Origin of the sequence: Aliiglaciecola sp. 2_MG-2023 (assembly GCF_030548145.1) — a bacterium.
In the GTDB taxonomy this organism is placed as follows: domain Bacteria; phylum Pseudomonadota; class Gammaproteobacteria; order Enterobacterales; family Alteromonadaceae; genus Aliiglaciecola; species Aliiglaciecola lipolytica_A.
Genome location: NZ_JAUORY010000002.1, coordinates 390,961 through 405,115 on the forward strand (window position 1 = coordinate 390,961; position 14,155 = coordinate 405,115).

8 protein-coding genes are annotated in these 14,155 nt (G+C 42.0%); 5 read left to right on the plus strand and 3 right to left on the minus strand.

Going from position 1 to position 14,155, the window contains the following annotated elements; genetic code table 11:
* Positions 1-19: 19 nt before the first annotated feature.
* The gene (locus Q4567_RS03580; protein WP_303499390.1) at positions 20-3,460 is read left to right on the plus strand and encodes a hypothetical protein; all 3,441 of its coding nucleotides are present in this window, start codon (positions 20-22) and stop codon (positions 3,458-3,460) included.
* A gap of 96 nt (positions 3,461-3,556) precedes the next feature.
* Here the strand turns inward: Q4567_RS03580 and Q4567_RS03585 are convergent, their stop codons facing one another.
* From Q4567_RS03585 to Q4567_RS03595, 3 genes are all read right to left on the minus strand, one after another.
* A complete protein-coding gene (locus tag Q4567_RS03585) occupies positions 3,557-5,359 on the minus strand; it encodes a hypothetical protein (RefSeq protein WP_216049622.1) in 1,803 nt (600 codons plus the stop codon).
* A 155-nt stretch (positions 5,360-5,514) separates the two neighbouring features.
* Complete coding sequence (locus Q4567_RS03590) at positions 5,515-5,712, minus strand: hypothetical protein (RefSeq protein WP_216049623.1); 198 nt, start codon at positions 5,710-5,712, stop codon at positions 5,515-5,517.
* 273 nt (positions 5,713-5,985) lie between these two features.
* Positions 5,986-7,557, minus strand: coding sequence for a sugar porter family MFS transporter (locus Q4567_RS03595; RefSeq protein WP_303499393.1), 1,572 nt, complete (start codon positions 7,555-7,557; stop codon positions 5,986-5,988).
* A 203-nt stretch (positions 7,558-7,760) separates the two neighbouring features.
* Between Q4567_RS03595 and Q4567_RS03600 the strand changes: the two genes are divergently transcribed.
* From Q4567_RS03600 to Q4567_RS03615, 4 genes are all read left to right on the plus strand, one after another.
* The gene (locus tag Q4567_RS03600) at positions 7,761-8,936 is read left to right on the plus strand and encodes a sensor histidine kinase (protein ID WP_303499394.1); all 1,176 of its coding nucleotides are present in this window, start codon (positions 7,761-7,763) and stop codon (positions 8,934-8,936) included.
* Positions 8,933-9,751 carry a LytTR family DNA-binding domain-containing protein gene (locus Q4567_RS03605; RefSeq protein ID WP_216049626.1) on the plus strand — a complete coding sequence of 273 codons (819 nt, stop codon included), beginning with the start codon at positions 8,933-8,935 and terminating at the stop codon, positions 9,749-9,751. Before Q4567_RS03600 ends, Q4567_RS03605 begins: the two co-directional genes overlap by 4 nt.
* Before the next feature lie 249 nt (positions 9,752-10,000).
* On the plus strand, positions 10,001-11,041 hold the full coding sequence (locus tag Q4567_RS03610) for an efflux RND transporter periplasmic adaptor subunit (protein ID WP_303499396.1): 1,041 nt from the start codon (positions 10,001-10,003) through the stop codon (positions 11,039-11,041).
* Entirely contained in the window at positions 11,041-14,145 is a 3,105-nt protein-coding gene (locus Q4567_RS03615; protein ID WP_216049628.1) for an efflux RND transporter permease subunit, read from the plus strand. Before Q4567_RS03610 ends, Q4567_RS03615 begins: the two co-directional genes overlap by 1 nt.
* Positions 14,146-14,155: the final 10 nt, after the last annotated feature.

A 14,155-nucleotide genomic window follows, 5' to 3' on the forward strand; every position in this document is an offset into this window, starting at 1 on the left:
TAACAAAGCAGTTAAAAATATGAAAAATACGATAAACCAAAAGATTAATGGTTCATTTGTCAATTTGGCCGGTGAACGTTATTACAAAATTGAAAATGTTGATCAAATGCCGGCTTTTTTCATTAGTTTGGTATCCGATAGCGACCATTGGCTTTTTGTTTCATCAACTGGTGGCTTAACCGCAGGGCGCGTGTCTCCTGAAACTGCCTTGTTTCCGTATGTTACAGTAGACAAAATCCATGAAAGCAGTCATCACACTGGGTGTAAAACAGTGTTTAAAATCATTTTGGATGACAAAGTTAATCACTGGGAACCGTTCAATTATCTGCGCGAACACAATTACTCCCTGAGCCGTAACCTTTACAAAAATACCTTGGGTAATAAGCTGTGTTTTGAGGAAATAAATCATACTTTGCAATTGGTATTCCGCTATACCTGGGCTACTAGCGACGAATACGGATTCTGTCGCATCGCTGAGATAGAAAACATTTCAGAACAGCAAGTGAACGCTGAAATGCTTGATGGGTTGCTCAACATTTTGCCCGCTGGCACCCCACGATTTACCCAATCTCAGTCAAGTAATTTAGTCGATGCGTATAAGTTTAATGAACTTGACGAACACACTGGAACCGGCATTTTTACTTTATATTCAGGCATTACAGACAGAGCTGAACCTAGTGAGTCGTTGCGAGCTAATGTGGTGTTTTGCTTAGGCTTGCAAGAACCAAATATTTTGTTATCGGAAGAGCAAATTAACAGTTTCAAAAATCAACAAAAAATCGTGACTGAATCCTCTTATCGTGGAGTTCGTGGCGCATATTTGGTGAATAGTAAATTTGAACTAATGCCATCTCAGCATAAAAGCTGGATGTTAGTCGCAAACGTTGAACAAGACCAAAAACAAGTTACTGCTTTACTTGAGGAGTTAAATTCTCCCAGTACTTTGCAAAGCAAAATAAGCTCTTCGATTGCCGCAGGCAGTGATGCTCTTGCTAGAATTATGGCCAGTAGTGATGGTTTTCAGCAAACCAACGAAGAAGAAGTGTCAGTTCACCACTATGCGAATACCTTGTTCAATGTATTGCGTGGCGGTATTTTTAATGATCAATATCTGATTACAAAAGACGATTTTATTAAAACGGTGAAAACCTTTAATCAAGGGGTTTACCACGCCAATCAGAATTTCCTCGCAGCTCTGGATGATAAATTCTCTGTGCAAACATTAATAGCGGAAGTAGAGCAGGTGGGTGATCTGCAACTGCAAAGGCTGGCGTTTGAATATTTACCTATTACCTTTGGACGCCGCCATGGTGATCCAAGCCGCCCTTGGAATCAATTTGCGATCAATTTAAAAGATAAACAGGGCAATCCACTGCTTTCCTACCAAGGCAATTGGCGGGATATTTTTCAAAACTGGGAATCGCTCACCTTCAGCTACCCGCAGTTTATTGAAAGTGTCATCGCCAAGTTTTTGAATGCCTCAACAATGGATGGCTATAACCCTTACCGTATTACCAAACAGGGAATCGATTGGGAAGTGGAAGAGCCGGATGATCCCTGGAGCTATATTGGCTACTGGGGAGATCATCAAATTATCTATTTGCTGAAAATGTTAGAGCTGTCAAAGCAGTTCCACCCCGAAAAACTCAATCAACTTTTAGCTGCTGACATATTCAGTTATGCAAACGTGCCATATCGGATTAAGGATTTTGACGCGCTATTGGCGAATGCGAAAGATACCGTTTCATACGATGAAGAGTTAGCTGCAAAGATTGAGCAACGAGTACAGGCGATGGGATCGGATGGCAAATTGGTGTTGACTAAAAGTGGTGAAGTTTACCAAGTTAATTTAGTCGAAAAGTTGTTGGTTCCTTTGTTGTCTAAGCTCAGTAATTTAGTCATTGACGGAGGCATCTGGCTTAATACTCAGCGACCAGAATGGAATGATGCGAATAATGCATTAGTGGGGCAAGGTTTATCCATGGTCACCTTGTATTACATTCGTCGCTACTTACATTTCTTTAAAACGCTTATCGCTGAGCAGCAGCAAGACGTGCAATTATCATTGGAAGTGAACCAGTGGTTATTAGATAGCTGCGATGCTTTACACGCTATCGCGCAACAAATAACCCAAGGTTCGGTTTCAAACACTGCGCGTTTTGAGATGATGCAGCGCCTTGGCTTGGCCGCAGAAGCTTATCGCAAGCGCGTTTATCAAGCTGAGGGATTTACTGGCAAAACGACTCAGGTGATGCGCCGAATCCATGTCCTTATTGATGATGCTCTGTTAGCTATAGACCATAGTATTCAAAGTAATCGTGCTGAAAACGGGCTGTATCATGCTTACAACGTGTTGAAACTGGAACCGAAATGTTCACAAGTAGGGCATCTTTATCCTATGTTAGAAGGTCAGGTTGCGGCGCTTAGTAGCGGTGCAATTAAAGGTGAGGAAGCCATAGCGGTATTAGATGCGTTGTTTGATTCAGACATATACCGTGCGGACCAACAAACCTTCATGTTGTATCCCGATAGAGCACAAAGTCGATTCTTAGATAAAAATAAAATACCTAAAGGTGCATTAGATAAATCAATTCTTTGCCAACAAATGTTAGCCAACAACGATGAGCGTCTGATTATGCTAGACAATCGAGGGATACTAAGATTTAGTGCAGATCTCAAAAATGCCAATGATGTTGCCGACTTAATTGATACTTTGGTTTTGCAATACGGCGAACAACTAGGGGCTGAAAAAAATCTTATTTTAGCTGTCTATGAAGATGTATTTAAGCACAATGCCTTTACTGGTAGATCCGGTGGTATGTTTGGCTTTGAAGGACTTGGTAGCATCTATTGGCACATGGTTTCGAAGTTATTACTTGCGGTAAAAGAGCAGTTCTTTCAGGCAATTGAAGAGCAGCAAAGTGAGCACCTAATTAAGCGCTTAGGTGAACTTTATTATCAAGTGCGTAAAGGTATCGGCTTTAACAAAACCCCTGAACAATATGGTGCTTTCCCTACCGACCCATACTCACATACGCCAAAACATGCAGGTGCTCAACAACCTGGAATGACTGGCCAAGTAAAAGAGGAAATTCTCACCAGATTTGCTGAGTTTGGCTTGCATGTAGCCGATGGTAAAGTGAGTTTCAATCCGGCTTTATTGCGCAGCCAAGAATTTTCTGCAGATGCCACAAACTTTACATACCTCGATATAGACGGAAACTGGCAAAAGCTGGCTTTACCTTGCAAAAGCTTAGGATTTACCTGGTGTCAGGTACCATTTGTATATCATTTGAAAGAGCAGGGGGAAGGTGAGATTTGCATTCAATACGCAAATGGCAAGATTGAAAGATTGCAGCAAAACTGCCTAACTAAACAACAAAGTCAGATGTTGTTCGATCGTTCAGGGCAAATCCGAAAAATAGACCTGAGTTTAAATAAACAGCAATTGTTTAGCTAAATTTGGATTCACCGCTGTACTTGCGTGATATAGATATCGTGTGTACAGCGGTGATACTTGGATAACAAGTAAACAATATTTTAAATAACTAGCGTGTTATTCACTGTCAGCGGATTGTTGCTCTGCTGCTTGTTTTTGTTTCTCTGCTTCTTTTTCTTGCTTTTCTTTCTCTGCAACAGCAGACAATAAACTTTCGTATTCAGCTTGCATGGCGGCAATGTCCATTTTGACGTCGCTGCTCCATGTTTGACCAAAGTCATCGGTACTGACGATTTGTCCTTGATCGCACAAGAAGTAAATACGCTGCCCGTTAGTTAATTTAGGCAAGGCTATTTCACAATCTGGTTTAGCTGTGCCACGCATAGTCCAGTCTTTTCTTGAAACATCCTCACTATTCGCGGTGGTACTAATAATTTGCAGTTGTTTAACTGTTTTATCTGCTCGTCCAAGGGTAATAAGGGTTTTGTCTTCCAGAACAATGGGTAACGAACGATCTGTAGTATTGTCCCCAAAAGTTTTTAAACTGCGGTTAAGGGATATCCAGCTTTGTCCGTAATCAAAGCTAACGGCCTGATCGCCTATACCATCCCATTGACTAACCTCTAAGCCAACCAATACGCCATTTTCCAGTTGTGAAACTTGCACCATTGGTGAGGATTTCACGCTACTCCACTGGTTAGATTCGACGTCGAAATCATGAAGCTTGTTATCGTTAAGCACTCTGAGTTGACCATCGGCGCTTAAAATCGGAAATAACCCACCGTTTTGCACCCAAAAATCATTCGGGTTTTTCCGTTCAAAATCCCCTATACGCTGCCAAGATAAATCGTCTTTATTGATGCTGTAGAAGTAATGATTTTTTGCCGAAGCGGTCACTGCAAATAGCGCCTCCTTGGCTTTACCAAACCAAATAATGGACTCTGCTGCTGAAACTGGCTGAGTTGCTGTCCAACTTCCTTGCAAACTGTCGCTAACAAATACTTGTCCGCGTTCGGAGCCAACTAAAATTTTGCCGTCTAACTCTAAAACACTGGTTAGTTGTCCGTTTGTCGGTAAATCAATTTGAGACCAACTATTGTCTTGGTTTACAACGTGTAACTGACCGAACTTAGCGGCCACAGCCCGTTGTTTATGGTCTTCTAAAATGAGGGCTTGGCTGCCATAGGCATTGTTGCGTGAGAGGCTACTTAATTTGTCGCGAAATTGGACAAACTTGTCATCTTCCCAACCAAGTGATTGATTGAAATTAACGCTGCTGGCTAAATTGGGGAAATGTTCAATAATAAAATCTTGCAGATTTTCCGCTTCACTAATACGCGTGACATAGGCTTTGCTAGAAGAGCGATTACTCCAAAAGGAGGTTTCTTTAATATTCAACAAAGGTTGGAAAACCAAACTACCTAAATTGGTAAACTCACCGGCTTTTACGTTAAACGTACCAGCTGAAGCATATACGGGCATAGTCAACCAAGAGCTCATATTGCCATCGGAATAAAAACTATAAAGAGAAGCAATTATGTATTGCCCTTCTGGCATGCTGCCGGCAAATAACTGACTATCTACAACACCTTGCGAGTTAGGTGAAAAAGTATAAGCTTCAGGATCCCACTCCACTTCATCTTCATTGAATGCTTTGTTTTTGGCCGCGGCTTTCGCTTTTGCCTCTTCAATCGCGGCCTGCTTAATTTGCTCGTGATTGTCCATTCTAACTGCTATAACTTCGGTCCATCCTGCATGCAGTGGTGCTAACCGACCTGTGTTATTTATTACTTGAAGTGCAACTACACCGTGATTCTGGGCAAGTGGCTGGCTACTATCTAAACGTGTTGATTTGATTTCATAAGTAGCGCATCCATTCAGAAAAGCGCCAATTACAAAAATGAGAATCAATTTTTTCATCGATTTTTCCATTAAAATATTAAAAATGCGACCAGCCACTATCATTCAATAGGTTAGTTGTACTGACCAAAAACTTAGGGAAATGGGTTTTGATAGGAATCAAGCTCCATTTCTACCGCAAGATAGAATGGTGCTTTAGGTGGGGGAGTAAATTCTTATTGTTTCGCAAGCTGCAAAAAGCACTGATTGGTTTGAGCATCTTTATTCGTCAACGTTTGCACTGCTTTACCCTTTTCATCGAGGGTAACCACTAAATCAACATTCTTCTTAGCGCATTTATGCGCGTCCGCATACAATGCCTCGATCTGATAATTATTGCCAGAAGTTTGCTCATAATCTTCGGCGGTTAACAATTGACTTTAAGCTTTCCGTTGTTCATAAGTCTTTAAATAGCGTTATCACCTTCGCTTGGCGGCGTAGAGGCACATCCGTAAATAACAACCGTTAGTAAAATCAGAATAACTTGTTTCTGCGTAACTCCTTGTTTTGTCTCTAATATCCATAATCGAGAACTATATGAAATGTTAGCTGGTTAGCCTACATCAAGACTTTTTTTAGAAACTAAATTATTATTCTCCTTAATCTGGTTAGGTTTAGCGCAAGGCTCGTCTCTATGTTTTGGCTTTTTAGCGCACCAAAATGTGCTCCAGCTCTTCCAGAGATTTGCCTTTGGTTTCAGGTAAGTAATAGATGATAATCGCTAAGCCAATAAGCGCAAAAATTGCATAAAAAGCAAAGGTATAAGTGACACCTAAGGTGGCTAATTCCCATGGGAAGATGAGTTGCACTAAAAAGCTTACCGCCGAATTAATTAAACCCACAAACGAGATGGCAATGCCGCGAATTCGGTTGGGAAACAGTTCTGAAAATAACACCCACATGACGGGGCCAAGAGAAATGGCAAAGCAAGCGACAAAACCTAATAAACTGATGAGCACCCATTTCTGGTTGACGTTGATCGAAGCAGCAATGAGTTCCGATTCATGTTTCAGTGCTATATCAGCGCCTAAATGCGTAACCAGTGCGGCTTTAAATTGCAAATCGTTCATGTACGTTGTTTGGGTCAGCGCCGTTTGACTTTCGTGGCTAATCTCAACAGGGATTTCGGTTAATGCTTTAGCATCTAACTGATAACTTGCTTGACCAAATTGAAACGCCATCATGGCCATACAAACAGCGATGCCTGATACACCAAATATCAATAATGCCTTCCGTCCCACTTTGTCGATTAGCAATATGGCAAACACGGTAAACAGTAAATTAATTAAGCCCACTAAAACGGCTTGCATAAAGGATGCGTCGGTACCGAATCCACTTTGCTCAAATATCATAGGCGCATAAAAGAACACCGCATTAATTCCGGTAATTTGTTGTAAAATAGCAATTGAAATACCGATGATCATTACCAAGCGCATTTTCGGTTTAAGCAATGTTAGAAGTGAGGCTTGCTGTTGCTGGTTATCCTGTTTTAAGCCAGCTTCTATGCTATTAAGTGTATCTTCTAATTCGGCTTCCGGAACTGTTTTACAAAGCACTTGTTTGGCTTCGTCCGGCCTGTTTTTCAGTAATAACCATCTTGGACTTTCTGGTACAAAATTCAAACAAAAGAAATATAACAACGCTGGGATTGCTTCTAGGCCTAACATCCAGCGCCAATTCCATTGTTGAATATTCCACGTATCTTGTTCCGGTGTTGTTGCAGAACCAAGTTGTAAAATCAAATAATTAGTGAAAAAAGCAGCAGAGATTCCAATAACAATGTTCAATTGATTGAGTGATACCAGTCGACCACGAAACTTGGCAGGGGCAATTTCAGCGATATACATAGGAGCGATTATCAATGCTGCGCCAACACCAAAACCACCTAGCATTCTCGCCAGAACTAAAATCAGAAAACTGGGGGCGACTGCCGATAATACGGCAGATAATAAAAATAGGAAAGCGGCGACTTTTAGTACCGTTTTTCGACCAAACTTATCTGCTAGTGGACCTGAGATCATCATTGCTAGAGTAGCGGTAAGGGTAAGTGATGCAACGGCCCAGCCTAGTTGTAATTTGGTTAATCCAAACTCGGGCTCGATAAATTTCACCACACCAGAAATAACCGATGCATCGAACCCCATTAAGAACCCACCTAATGCAGCAATAAGTGAAATAAAAGCGACGTAAAAAAGTGAAAATGAAGTGTGTTTTGACATATTAATCGCTCTTGTTTTAGGGCTGGATTAGCAAGTATCAATTTCGTGATATTAGTGAATTTAACGATTTACGTTAACTTATTTTTTACTTTTAAAGGTGAATATACGGTAAAGTGGTTCGCCGCTGCGGTAGGGCGGACTGCAAAACTGGCGGTTCGATCGGGCAGAGTGTAAAATTTTGATTCACCTTCGAAAGGTTCACTATGTTGCAAAAAATAACGGATTTTACAAAACGCTTTATTGCTAATCAGCCGAGTCGGAAGTTTTGGTTGTGGCAAGTTGGTTTTTGGTTATTTGTCAGTGTTATGAGTTTTGCGGTACTCACCCTTTGGTACGGTCCATTTTCTTGGCCTCACATCCTGCATATTATACTCCAAGCTCTGTTAGGACTAATGTTGTCCTTGGTGTTGTATTGGGTATTCATGCACATTTGGGACAAAAGTACTCGTTTTCGAGCGCTAGTTGGTTTTATCACCGTCATGCTGGTGTCGTTTGTTTGGACGATGGCTCGTGTATATGCCTTTATTTCTCTTACTGGCGATGGCACCGAATGGACGCAGTTTGGTGGTTGGCATTTTGCAAGTATTTTCATCTTTCTATGCTGGGCCGGTCTGTTTCATGGCATTCGATATTATGAATTGTTGCAGACTGAACACATTATATTGTTGCAAGCGGAATCAGAAGCCAAAGAAGAGCAGTTGAAACGCATGAAAGCACAAAATGTGGCAAGAGATGCACAACTTAAGATGCTTCGTTATCAGCTCAATCCGCATTTTTTATGCAATACCTTAAATGCAATTAACTCGTTGGTTGAAAGCAACGAAACTGTCAAGGCTCAAAAAATGACAGTCCAATTGAGCAAGTTCTTGCGCTATTCATTGGATAATAATCCAGATACTAAGATTCCGTTGGAAACCGAAGTCAATGCGTTAAATTTATATTTGGAGATCGAGAAGACCCGTTTTGAAGATCGTTTGAGATTAGATTTTGAGATTACAGCTGAAGCCAAATCGGCTTTGTTGCCCAGTCTTTTATTGCAACCCATTATAGAAAACTCAATGAAACACGCTATTGCGCAAAGTGAGTCTGGTGGCACAATTGAGTTTAGAGCCGATGTTGTTGATCATCGTTTAATACTACAATTAAGTGATACTGGCTCTGGGGCTAAAATCGCTAAAAGTAAATTGAAAAGCTCTACCGGACGTGGTGTTGGTTTACGCAATACTGACGAACGTCTCAAAGCACTTTATTCTGATGATTATTCAATGGATATCAAGTTATTACCATCAGGTGGCCTGAAAACCATTATCAATATTCCTTGTGAATACAATCTAGCGGATAAAGTAGACAGGACCAATACCAAGGAAAAAACTGCATGAACAAGATTCGAGCCGTTATTGTCGATGATGAGCCGCTTGCCCTTAATGTACTGCGAGCAAAATTGAACCAGTTACCACAAGTGGAAATTGTTGGTGAAGGTAAAAATGGTCGTCAGGCGATTGAATTGATAATGGACTTAAATCCCGACTTGGTTTTTCTCGATATTCAAATGCCTGGGTTGAATGGTTTTGACGTGGTGAAAAACCTGCAAAGTGAACTGGTTCCTTTGATTGTTTTTACCACGGCATATGAACAATATGCATTAGATGCTTTTGATGTGCATGCGGTTGATTATATTCTCAAACCCATTGATACGGAGAGAATTCAAAGAGCAATTGAACGAGCCCAAGAACGAATGGCGGCAAATGAACAGGTGGATTATAAAATACCAATTATCGGTGCCATTGATACCATTAGTCGCAGAGAAAGCAATTTTGAACAAGACGAAGAACTTGCGGCTAATCATGCAAACAATAACCTAGAACGTAAAATTGTGATTAAAGAGCGGGATGAAATTACCTTGCTCAAACAATCCGATATCGAGTGGATTGATGCCGCTGGGGATTACGTGTGTTTGCATGCTGAGGGAGAAACCCATATCAAGCGTATTACTCTCAAAGAATTGCTAGAAGAGCTTGATGATACAGTTTTTAAGCGGGTCCATCGCTCCACTATCGTCAATCTGAACTTCATTGAAAAAGTCATACCACATACTAAAGGTGAGTTCTTTTTACAGCTCCAAGGGGGCACGGAGCGGATTAAAGTAAGCCGAAATTACAAAGAATCAATTCGTACCTTTCTAACTGAAAAATAACCATTTATTATTTTTATTATAGTGAATTCGACCAACGCCTTTTTTATGCGTTATTCTCAGTTGTATTTGATAACCTCTAATGCTCTTATAACATTCCATTAACGACTGACTACATCAATAACTACAGGTTAGATGAAAAACTCTGTTATTTCAGATATCTAACTGAGTTTTTAATTTTTATGATGAAAATAAAATCAAAATGGCCGTTAGTTACGTAACACTTCAAAACTTTACATGGTGAATAAACGGATGAATTACATCACTACAATACTGTTGCTTCCTATCATACTTGTCACATTGACGATTTTTCATTCTGCTCATGCTCAGCAATTTGGCGCCAAAGGACCAACAGAAGTTATTGTAAATAGCGTTAGTTTAGACACTCAAAGCTCTTCGGTGGAGGCCGTGGGTTCAGCTGAAGCTATAAAATCTGTGGATATCTTTCCGGCTACCGCAGATAGAGTTGTGGCCGTAAACTTTGTACCTGGACAAAAAGTTGTGCAAGGTCAGGTATTGTTAGAGCTTGATTCTCGTCGTCAAAAAGCGGCTTTACAACGGGCCAAGATTCAACTTCATGATGCGACTAGGAATTTAACTAGGTTACAGCAAAGTAGTAGCAAAGGTGCGGTAACAGAAAGCGCACTAGATGTGGCGTCAACTGCTAAAGAGTTAGCAAAAATGGATGTGATTGATGCAGAGATAGAATTACAAGACAGAATAGTCATCGCGCCTTTTACAGGTTATGTGGGACTCACTGATGTGGAAGTTGGCGACCGCATTACCCAACAAACCTTAATCACAACTTTAGATGACCGAAGCCAATTGTTTATCAATTTCCGTGCCCCAGAATCTGCCGCCAATACGCTAGCAAAAGACAGTTTAGTTACCGTACAACCATGGACCAATCGAGAAGCCACACTAGAGGCTGAAATTGCCCAGTTAGATTCAAGAATCAGTGATACTGATCGCACTATTTTAGCTCGCGCTATTTTAGACAATGCACAAGATAATTACCGTCCAGGAATGAGCTTTCGCGTCAACATCAGTGTGCAGGGGCAATCTTATCCAGTTATTCCTGAATCAGGCCTTTCATGGGGCGCAACCGGTGCATACATTTGGAAGATGGTAGATGGTAAAGCGGTGAAAGTAGAGGTGCAAATTAAACAGCGTATGCGCGGTTATCTGCCGGTAGAAGGAGATATAAGCGAAGGTGAGCAATTGATAGTCGAAGGTATTCAACGTTTGCGACCAGGGCAGGCTGTTAAAGTCCGAGCACAGGAGACAAATTAATGAACTCATCTTCCCATCATCAACAAGACTTACCGTCTTTGTCGGTGCGCCGACCCGTACTTATCGTGGTAATCAATTTGTTAATCATGATAGCGGGAATTGCTGCACTAAGCGGTCTTGAAGTGCGTGAGTTACCCGATGTAGACCGTCCTAGGTTAACTGTTTCTGCTAGCTATCCGGGAGGTTCCCCCGAAACTGTTGACATGGAGGTAACGAGTCGACTAGAAGGCGCTATTGCGCGTGTAAGTGGGGTTGACTCCATCAGAGCACAAAGTGAAGAGGGCAATTCACGAACCGTTGTGGAATTTCGTCCCGGTATCAATTTAGAAGACGCTGCCAATGAAACCCGTGAAGCAATTAGCCGAGTGCAACGGGAATTACCCGATGAAGTTGAACGACTTTCTATTATCAAAGCGGATAACGACGCTCAAGCAGTAGTTAGCTTAGCTGTTTCCAGTGACAACATGAGTATGGAAGCAATGACCGAAATGGTTGAAACTGACTTAGCGCCGATGTTTCTGAGTATTCCTGGAGTCGCCGATGTGCGGCTTAATGGTGACCGAGAGCGGGTGTTACGCGTCACAATCGATCCTTTACGATTAACCAGTTTTGGCTTATCGGTAACAGATGTGGCTGATGCCCTCAGACTTGCCCCTTTCGATGTTCCAGCGGGTAGCCTCAGGTCAACCGACCAAACACTGATTGTTAGAGCAGACGCGACCTCGGTGACCACAGATCAAGTTGAAAATATTGTTATTAGAGGCGACACCCGTGTGGCAGATGTGGCAAGTGTGTATTTTGGTCCCGCGGACGCGCAAAGTCTGGTGCGTCTAGACGGTACCCCTGTCATCGGGTTGGGGGTTTTACGGCAAGCCAGCTCAAACACCATTGAAATTTCAAATGAAGTTCTGAAAATGGTCAAGCAACAACAGTTGCGATTTCCAGAGTTAAATATCGTCGTCACCTCAGATGATGCGGAATTTATCCGTGGCTCTGTAGAAGAAGTAATTACCTCGTTGACGTTTACTATTGGCCTAGTTGTATTAACGCTTTGGGTGTTTATCGGCTCCGGTCGGGCAACAATTGTACCTGCACTTGCTATACCTGTGTCTTTAGTCGGTGGCTTGGCGGTGATGTGGATGTTAGGTTTTTCGATAAATATTCTCACACTGTTGGCATTGGTGCTGGCCACAGGTCTGATTGTTGACGATGCTATTGTGGTCTCAGAAAATATACAACGACGGCGCTCGCTCGGTTTAGGGGCAAGAGCGGCGGCGGTTATCGGCAGTCGCGAGGTGTTTTTCGCTGTAGTAGCAACCACAGCCGTATTGGCCGCAGTGTTTATTCCTATTGCATTTTTGCCGTCAACGGCGGGACGTTTATTTCGTGAATTTGGTGGTGTCTTAGCCAGTTCAGTGATTATTTCATCTTTTGTGGCTTTGTCTCTAGTGCCGGCATTAACTGCGAGACTACCAATTAAGAAAAATAGTAAGCATTTTTTGGGCGGTTTTGGGCAATGGTGCTCTCGGGGTTACGAGCGAAGTCTAGCTTGGAGCTTACGCTATGGCTGGTTAATTTTATTACTCTCATTGGCTGCTGGGGCATACGCCGGTTATTTATATCAATCATTAGATAATGAGCTTTTACCCAACGAAGATCGCGGTAATATCCGTATTTTTGCCCGAGGTCCCGATGGTGTAGGGGTTAACTTCATGGATCGCCAAGCCATGCAAATAGAAAATGCATTGATGCCTTATGTTGAAAAAGGTGAGGTTAAATCAATTTATACCGTAGTCGGGCAGTGGGATCCTAATATTGTGTTTATTACGGCGCCTTTGGTGCCTTGGGATGAACGTAGTCAATCGCAACAACAGATTATTGAGCAATTACAAGCTGAAGTTGGCGCAATTCCCGGCGCACCAGGTCGAGCTTTTGGTTCGAATAGTCTAAATTTACGGGGCCAAGGCGGAGGATTGGAACTGGCTTTGACCGGCGAAGAGTATGCTGAAATTTATCAGGCTTCGCTAGATTTTAAAGCAAAAATTGAACAACAGCTTTCAGGGTTTGGCGACATTCAAATTTCCTATCAACCTACGCAACCGCAATTGCGAGTGAATATAGATAGACGTCGAGCTGAAGAATTGGGGGTATCATTTTCGGATATATCAACCACCCTCAGAGCGGCTATCAATGGTGATGACATCGCAGATTTGAATGTGGGTGATCAGGCCATACCAATCATTCTGCAGGCATCTAATGCCAATTTAGCTAATCCTTCTGATCTCACCAACCTTTATGTATCTTCACAAAATGGTGGTTTAGTACCGCTATCTAGTCTTGCTTATATAACCGAAGAAGGTGTTGCATCAGAACTTGAACGTCATGCTCAACGCCGCTCGATTAAATTGGAACTAGAATTGGTTGATGACTCTTCGATGCAAACATCGGTAGAAAGTATTCGCCAATTAGCCCAAGAAACCTTGCCGCCAGGAATTGGCTTAGTGTTTCTTGGTGAAGCTAAAACATTCGAAGAGACCTCTCAACAAGTGCTGATGACCTATGTGTTGGCGTTTATTATAGTTTTATTAGTACTGGCGGCTCAATTTGAAAGTGTGAATAGTGCTGTGGTGGTGATTTTAACCGTGCCTTTTGGTATCGCATCTGCCTTATTCGCTCTTTATATCACTGGAATTTCGATTAATATTTATTCGCAAATTGGTTTGGTGATGTTGATAGGCCTATTGGCTAAAAATAGTATTTTGCTGGTGGAGTTTGCCGACCAAATGCGTGACCAAGGCTACAGTGTTTATGCTGCCATAATAGAAGCCGGCAAAGTTAGATTACGGCCGATTATGATGACCTTAGTGTCTACCATTTTAGGTGGTTTACCTTTAATCCTCTCTACCGGTGCTGGAGCTGAAGCTAGAAACGCTATTGGTTGGGTCGTTTTTGGTGGGCTTGGAATTGCAGTGGTGTTCACCCTTTATCTAACTCCAGTGCTGTATTTAGGATTAGCCAGATTCACTAAACCAAGAGCAGACGAAGCCAAACGTCTTGATGAAGAACTAGATAAAGCCAGTGCCGCGGGGATCGCCGTAGAATAGGTTTTAAATT

Excerpts from the sequence above, each read along its gene's own strand:
- Q4567_RS03580 (WP_303499390.1), top strand. The coding sequence starts at position 20 with ATGAAAAATACGATAAACCAAAAGATTAATGGTTCATTTGTCAATTTG.
- Q4567_RS03585 (WP_216049622.1), bottom strand. The coding sequence starts at position 5,359 with ATGAAAAAATTGATTCTCATTTTTGTAATTGGCGCTTTTCTGAATGGA.
- Q4567_RS03595 (WP_303499393.1), bottom strand. The coding sequence starts at position 7,557 with ATGTCAAAACACACTTCATTTTCACTTTTTTACGTCGCTTTTATTTCA.
- Q4567_RS03600 (WP_303499394.1), top strand. The coding sequence starts at position 7,761 with ATGTTGCAAAAAATAACGGATTTTACAAAACGCTTTATTGCTAATCAG.
- Q4567_RS03605 (WP_216049626.1), top strand. The coding sequence starts at position 8,933 with ATGAACAAGATTCGAGCCGTTATTGTCGATGATGAGCCGCTTGCCCTT.
- Q4567_RS03610 (WP_303499396.1), top strand. The coding sequence starts at position 10,001 with ATGAATTACATCACTACAATACTGTTGCTTCCTATCATACTTGTCACA.
- Q4567_RS03615 (WP_216049628.1), top strand. The coding sequence starts at position 11,041 with ATGAACTCATCTTCCCATCATCAACAAGACTTACCGTCTTTGTCGGTG.